General features: G+C 61.6%; 5 protein-coding genes. All 5 read left to right on the top strand.

All coding sequences use genetic code 11. The annotated features are described in order from the left end of the window. Nucleotides 1-893, top strand: an 893-nt coding sequence (locus KDL09_RS23105; RefSeq protein WP_294390553.1) for a 3-hydroxy-5-phosphonooxypentane-2,4-dione thiolase, incomplete at its 5' end; no start/stop codon positions are given. Between the two features lie 65 nt (nucleotides 894-958). Continuing rightward, on the top strand, nucleotides 959-1,591 hold the full coding sequence (dhaL, locus tag KDL09_RS23110) for a dihydroxyacetone kinase subunit DhaL (RefSeq protein ID WP_294390556.1): 633 nt from the start codon (nucleotides 959-961) through the stop codon (nucleotides 1,589-1,591). Nucleotides 1,592-1,653: 62 nt separating this feature from the next. Continuing rightward, nucleotides 1,654-2,187 (top strand): sigma-70 family RNA polymerase sigma factor, encoded by a 534-nt coding sequence (locus tag KDL09_RS23115; RefSeq protein WP_294390559.1) that lies wholly within the window; start codon nucleotides 1,654-1,656, stop codon nucleotides 2,185-2,187. Beyond that, the gene (locus KDL09_RS23120) at nucleotides 2,180-3,688 is read left to right on the top strand and encodes a LamG-like jellyroll fold domain-containing protein (protein ID WP_294390563.1); all 1,509 of its coding nucleotides are present in this window, start codon (nucleotides 2,180-2,182) and stop codon (nucleotides 3,686-3,688) included. The genes KDL09_RS23115 and KDL09_RS23120 overlap by 8 nt, the downstream gene beginning before the upstream one ends. Nucleotides 3,689-3,762: 74 nt before the next feature. After that, nucleotides 3,763-6,484 (top strand): PVC-type heme-binding CxxCH protein (locus KDL09_RS23125; protein ID WP_294390566.1); only part of this gene is annotated, 2,722 nt, incomplete at its 3' end.

Genomic DNA, 6,484 nt, shown 5'->3' on the forward strand with positions numbered 1-6,484 from the left:
GCTTCTTCCTCAAGGGCTGCCACCAGTATGACTGGGGCCTCAAGAACCGCCTCAGCAAGGTCTTCAATCCCAAGGACGGCCGCACCGTCATGCTCGCCTTCGACCACGGCTACTTCCAGGGCCCGACGACCGGCCTCGAGCGCGTCGACCAGACGATCCTTCCCCTCGCTCCCTACGCCGACTGCCTCATGCTCACGCGCGGCATCCAGCGCAGCGTCATTCCCGCTTCCACGACGAAAGCCATCGCGCTGCGTGCCTCCGGCGGCACCTCGATGATCAGCCCGATGGAAGAGTGGGAAGGCGAAATCGACGGCAAGAAGGCCAAGTTCGCCCGCCCCGGCTTCGAACCGCTCTCAAATGAGTCCACCGCGCTCAACATCGAAGAAGCCATCCGCCTCAACGCCAGCGTGCTCGCCGTGCAGGTGTTCATTGGCAGCGCGTATGAGCGCCAGTCCTTGAAGAACCTCACCGACCTCGTCGATGCCGCGAGCCGTTACGGCATCGCCGTCATGGGCGTGACCGCCGTGGGCCGAGCGATGGCGCGCACGCCGCAGTACTTCCGCCTCGCCACCCGCATCATGGCGGAGCTCGGCGCGAACATCGTGAAGTGCTACTACACGGAGAAGGAGTTCGACACGGTGACGAGCTGCTGCCCGGTGCCGATCGTGATCGCCGGTGGCAAGAAGCTGCCGGAACTCGACGCGCTGAAGATGTGCGCCAATGCGATCAAGCAGGGTGCCAGCGGAGTCGATATGGGCCGCAACATCTTCCAGAGCGACGCGCCGTTGTCGATGATGCAGGCGGTGCACGGCGTGGTGCACGGTGGCCTCAACGCCAACAAGGCCTTCCAGCTTTACAACGACCTCAAGCGCAAGGAGCTGCGCAAGAAGTAGTCATCTCCAAGGAGGGGGACCATCCTGGTCCCCTTTCTTCACCAACCACTTTTATTTCTCCAACCATGGAACTCACTCCCAGCCAGGTGCGGCTCATGATGCTGCAGGTCGCCGATGCCATCATCGCCGCCGAACCCATGCTCTCGCAGGCCGATCGCGATCTCGGCGATGGCGATCACGGACTCGGCATGAAACGCGGAATGGAAGCCGTGAAAGCAAAGTTGGAGCCCATGGAACCCACCAGCGTCGAGGAAGTCTTCGTCACCACCGGCACTGCGATGATGACCAGCATGGGCGGCGCCTCAGGTGCCATCTTCGGCACGGTCTATCGCGCCGGCGGCAAAGCGCTCGCCGGACGTCCTGCGTTCGATTCGGAAGGTCTTGCGTTTCTCCTCGAAGCCGCGCTTGAAGGAGTCATGAAACGCGGCGGCGCCAAGCCCGGTGACAAAACGATGATCGACGCTGTCGCACCCGCTGCCGCCAAGGCTCGCGAATCTGCCGCACTTCCGCTCAACGAAGCCCTTCAGGCCGTCGCGGCTGCTGCCGAAGCCGGCAAGGAAGCCAGCAAGAACATGATCGCCCAGTTCGGCCGCGCCAAAACGCTCGGCGAAGCCTGCCTCGGCTTTCCCGACGCCGGCGCCTGCTCCGTGGTGATCATGCTCAACACGATGCGGGATTACGCCGCCAGCTGCAGTTGACCCGCCGCGCCGCGAATTTTCCTGTCCGGTTCCGCGTTCCCGCGTGAGATAGTGGGAACCGCATGAACATCGCCGAAACGCACGCCGCGCAGGTTTTCCTCGCTCATCACGACTTCGTGAAGGGCGTGGCGCTGAAGTATGCGCCCTGGCCGGGGCTGATGGAGGACATCACGCAGCAGGTGTTTCTCGAGTTCATGGCGAAGGAGTCCCAGTGGGACCTGAGCAAGGATGCGCGCCCGCTTTTGGCCACGATGACGCGACACATCGCGATGCGGCAATGGCGTGAGCGCACGCGGCAGCAGCCGGACGTGGTGCAAAAGCTCGCCGATCACATCCGCCTGCTGGCCGAGGAACGCGAAGCGCCACCGCGTTACGAAGAGGAAATCGGCGTGCTGCGCGCATGCCTGCAAAAGCTTCCGGAGAAGAGCCGCGAGCTCGTGGAGCTCTATTATTACGACGACATCGGCACGCCGCAGATCGCCGAGCAAATCAACATGAAGACGGACACCGTCTGTCGCGCGCTGTCACGCGTGCGAGAAAAACTGCGCGAGTGCATCCAGCAGTCGATGAACCAGGGAGGCCACGCTCATGCCTGACGCCGACACCTTGATCCAGCACTACCTCGAAGGCAGCCTCACGGTCGCCGAGGCCGAGGAGCTGCACGAACTGCTCACCGCGCAGCCGGAGCTGGGCGAGCGTCTGATTCAGCAGTTCGAGATGGATGCGATGCTGCGCGCCACGAAACCGCTGGTGGCGGACAACATCATCCGTCCTGCCTTGCTGCCAAAACGTCGTTTCACCTTTGCGACCGTCACCACCGTGGCGGCGATGGCGGCGTGCATCACGCTCATGGGCGTGTGGATCGCCATGGCATGGCCGAAGTCAGCCTTTGAGGAAACGACCGTCTCCGTCGCCGTGCTCACGCGCGGTGTGAATCTGGAATGGGAGTCCGCTGCAATCACCCCGGGCACGCCGCTTTCGCCCGGCCTGCTTCAATTGAAATCCGGCATCGCTCAGATCGAGTTCTATCAAGGCGCACGCGTTTTGATCGAGGGGCCCGCCGAGCTGCAGCTCGTCTCCAGCGGCGAAGCGACGTGCACGCGTGGCAAGCTCAGCGCGCACGTGCCGCCGCAGGCCAAAGGATTCCGCATCAACACGCCGAAAGGAACCATCGTCGATCTCGGCACCGAGTTCGGCCTCGATGTCAGCGACGCCAACGCCGAAGTGCATGTCTTCAAAGGCGAGATCGAGCTGCATCAAGACGCCGAGTCGATGAAGTCGCTCAAGGAAGGCCAGGCGATGGCCTTTGCGGCGAGCCCACGCTTCATCACCGCGAATGCATCCGGTTTCGCCTCGCTGAATGAGATCGACACGCGCACCGCGTTGTCGGACCGTTCACAGTTCGAACGCTGGCTGGCCGCGAGCACCAAGCTGAACGCCGATCCGGACTTGAAGCTGCACTTCAGCTTTCAAGATGACGAAATGTCCCGTTCTTTGAGCAACCATGCTGCGTCAGGCGAAGACGGCAGCATCGTCGGCGCGACGTGGACGACCGGCCGCTGGCCCGGCAAAGGCGCGCTGGAATTCCGCAACGTGAGCGACCGTGTGCGCCTCAGCGTGCCCGGCGAGACAAAGGCCCTGACGATGGCCATGTGGGTGCGTGTGAACGGCCTCGACCGCGCGTTCAATTCGCTGTTCATGTCCGAAGGCTGGAGTGATCGCAAGGTTCACTGGCAGATCACCCGCGAAGGCAAAATCCGCCTCGGCGTGGCCGGAAAGTCCGGGGAACGTCACGTGGACTACGACACGCCCGTCTTCTTCACACCGGAGCGTTTTGGCCGCTGGATGCATCTCGCCGTGGTCTTCGACCCCGATGCTAGGGAAGTGCGCCACTACGCCAACGGCTCGCTCCTTGCACACCTGCCGCTTAAAGATGCCTCGCCACTGAAAATCGGTATTGCCGAGCTTGGCAACTGGAACGACCGCCGCAAAGGCGGCATCGGGGTGGCCATTCGCCTCCTCAGTGGTGCGATGGATGAATTCGCTCTGTGGGATCGCGTGCTGGGCGATGCGGAGATCACCACGCTGGCAAAATAGACCGGTCACCTGATTTTTCTTGTCCGGTTCCAGCTTCTGGTGCGGTATATCGGTCCCCTCCGTTTTTTCCAACCATGAAGCACCTCCTATTCTCACTCGCACTCCTTGGCTCGGTCGCGTCCGCGCAGGAGTATCTCGAAATGGCCGCGAACCCCGTCGGCGCGGGCAAAGGCCGCACGATCGTGCTGGTCGCGGGCGATGAGGAATATCGCACGGAAGAGTCGATGCCGATGCTGGCGAAGATTCTGGCGAAGACTCATGGCTTCAACTGCATCGTGCTTTTTTCCACGGACGAAAAGGGTGGCTACATCGATCCGAACAACCAGAAGCACATCCGCGGCACTGAAAAGCTAGATGACGCCGACCTGCTCATCATCGGCACGCGCTTCCGCCAGTTGCCCGACGCCGATCTGGCGCATTTCGCGAAGTTTCTGAATGCCGGCAAGCCAGTGATCGGCTTCCGCACGGCGACGCACGCGTTCACGGGCAACGCGAAGACGGGGGACTTCAAGTGGAGCGAGTTTGGCCTGAAAATCCTCGGCGAGAAGTGGGTCAGCCATCACGGCACGCACAAGAAGGAAGGCACGCGCAGCGTCGTGGAGACCGCCAATGCATCAAACGAGGTGTTGCGAGGCGTGGGAGAGATCTTCGCGCTGAGCGATGTGTATGGCGCGCCGGATGTGAAGGCTGATGGCAACACGATCCTGCTGCGCGGCGCGGTGACTGAGTCGCTCGACCCGAAATCGAAGAACCTGCTGGGGCCCAAGAATGAGCCGATGCAACCGATCGCCTGGCTGCACGACTACACGGCACCGAACGGCACCACGAAGGGCCATTCGTTCTGCACCACGATGGGCGCGGCGGTGGATTATCAGGACGAAAATCTGCGTCGTCTCATCGTGAACGCCGCGCATCACCTGCTTGGTCTTCCCGTGCCGGAAAAGGCGGATGTGGCCTTCATCGATCCGTTCAACCCGACGTTCTACGGCTTCATCCGAGACGCGGGTTACTTCAAGCAGCGCAATCTGAAGCCAGGTGATTTCGCGACAGGAAGCAGTCCTTCGATGGGACTTCCTGAAGAAGCTCCGAAGCAGACAGCCGCCAAAAACCAAAAGGCGGGCGCCAAGAAGGAGAAGAAACCCAAGGAGGAGGTGCCTGCTGGTGCTCCGCATCAACCCGCCGTGGAGCCACCCGCAGCAACGACGGCTCGCAATCAAAGCGTCGCACCGCCGGAGAAGGGCGAGCACATCGTGCTCATCGGCAACGGCCTCGCCGAGCGTGACACATGGTACAGCCGCATCGAGACGGAGCTGCAGCTTCGTTATCCGGACCGTGACCTGTTCTTCCGCAACATGGGCCACGTGGGCGACACGCCGGGCTTCCGTCCGCATCCGTCACGTGCGTCCCAATGGGCCTTCCCAGGCGCGGAGAAGTTTCATCCAGACAAGACGATTCACAACGGCCAGGGTTTCTACGCCACGCCGGACCAGTGGCTCACGCATCTGAAAGCGGACACGATCGTCGGTTTCTTTGGTTACAACGAGTCCTTCGACGGCCCGAGCAAGGTTGGCAATTTCGAGGCGGAACTCGACGCGTGGGTCGTTCACACGCTGAGCAAGGCCTACAATGGCAAGACCGCACCGCGTGTCGTGCTCGTCTCGCCCATCGCGTATGAGAATCAGAGCGCGAAACGCGATTTGCCGAAGGGCGACGTCGAGAATTCGAACCTGCTGCTCTACGCGGCCGCCATCGAGAAGGTCGCGAAGAAGCACAAACTCACCTACATCGACCTCTTCACGCCGACGCAGGAGGTTTATGCGAAGGGCGGCGAGTTCTTCACGACGGGCGGCTTTGTGCCGACGGAGAAAGGCTACGAGCAGGTCGCCGAATGGCTCGCCACGGGCATCTACGGTCATCAGAGCCGCGAATCGAAGGCGGATCCCGCTCTCGTTCACGCTGCGGTGAAGGAGAAGGACTGGATGTGGAACAACGACTACAACATCCTCAACGGTGTGCACGCGCATGGCCGTCGCTACAATCCGTATGGCCCGCAGAACTACCCGGACGAAGTGCAGAAGACGCGCGAGATGACCGCGCTGCGTGATGATTTGATCCACCAGGTCACGGCTGGCAAGACGACCGACTTGAAGGTCGATGACAGCAAGACGCACGCGCTGCCTGCCGTGCCAACGAACTACGTGCCGAGTGTGAAGAACGGCAGCGAGAAGTATCTCTATGGCGAAGAGGCTGAGAAGTCTCTGACCGTGCCGGAAGGCTACAAAGTGCAGCTGTTTGCCTCGGAAAAGGAGTTCCCGAACCTCGCGAATCCGATGCAGATGAGTTTCGACAACAAAGGCCGTCTGTGGGTCGCCACGATGCCTGCCTATCCGCATTACAAGCCTGGTGATGCAAAACCGGACGACAAGATCCTCATTTACGAAGACACCGACGGCGACGGCAAGGCGGACAAGGAAACCGTCTTCGCCGACAAGCTGCATCTGCCGATCGGCTTCGAGTTTGCCCCTGAAGGCGTCTATGTCTCGCAGGAGCCGAATCTCGTGCTCATTCGCGACACGAACGGCGACGACAAGGCTGACAGCATGGAGATCATCCTCGGCGGCTTCGACACGCATGACACGCATCACGCCGTCAGCGCCTACACCGCCGATCCGAGCGGCGCGTTCATGATGTGCGAGGGCGTCTTCCTCCACTCAAACATCGAAACGCCCTACGGCCCCGTGCGCTGTGTCGATGGCGGCTTCTATCGCTACAGTCCGCAGCGCGGCCAGCTTGAGA

It is taken from the genome of Prosthecobacter sp., from assembly GCF_020439865.1.
In the GTDB taxonomy this organism is placed as follows: Bacteria; Verrucomicrobiota; Verrucomicrobiia; order Verrucomicrobiales; family Verrucomicrobiaceae; genus Prosthecobacter.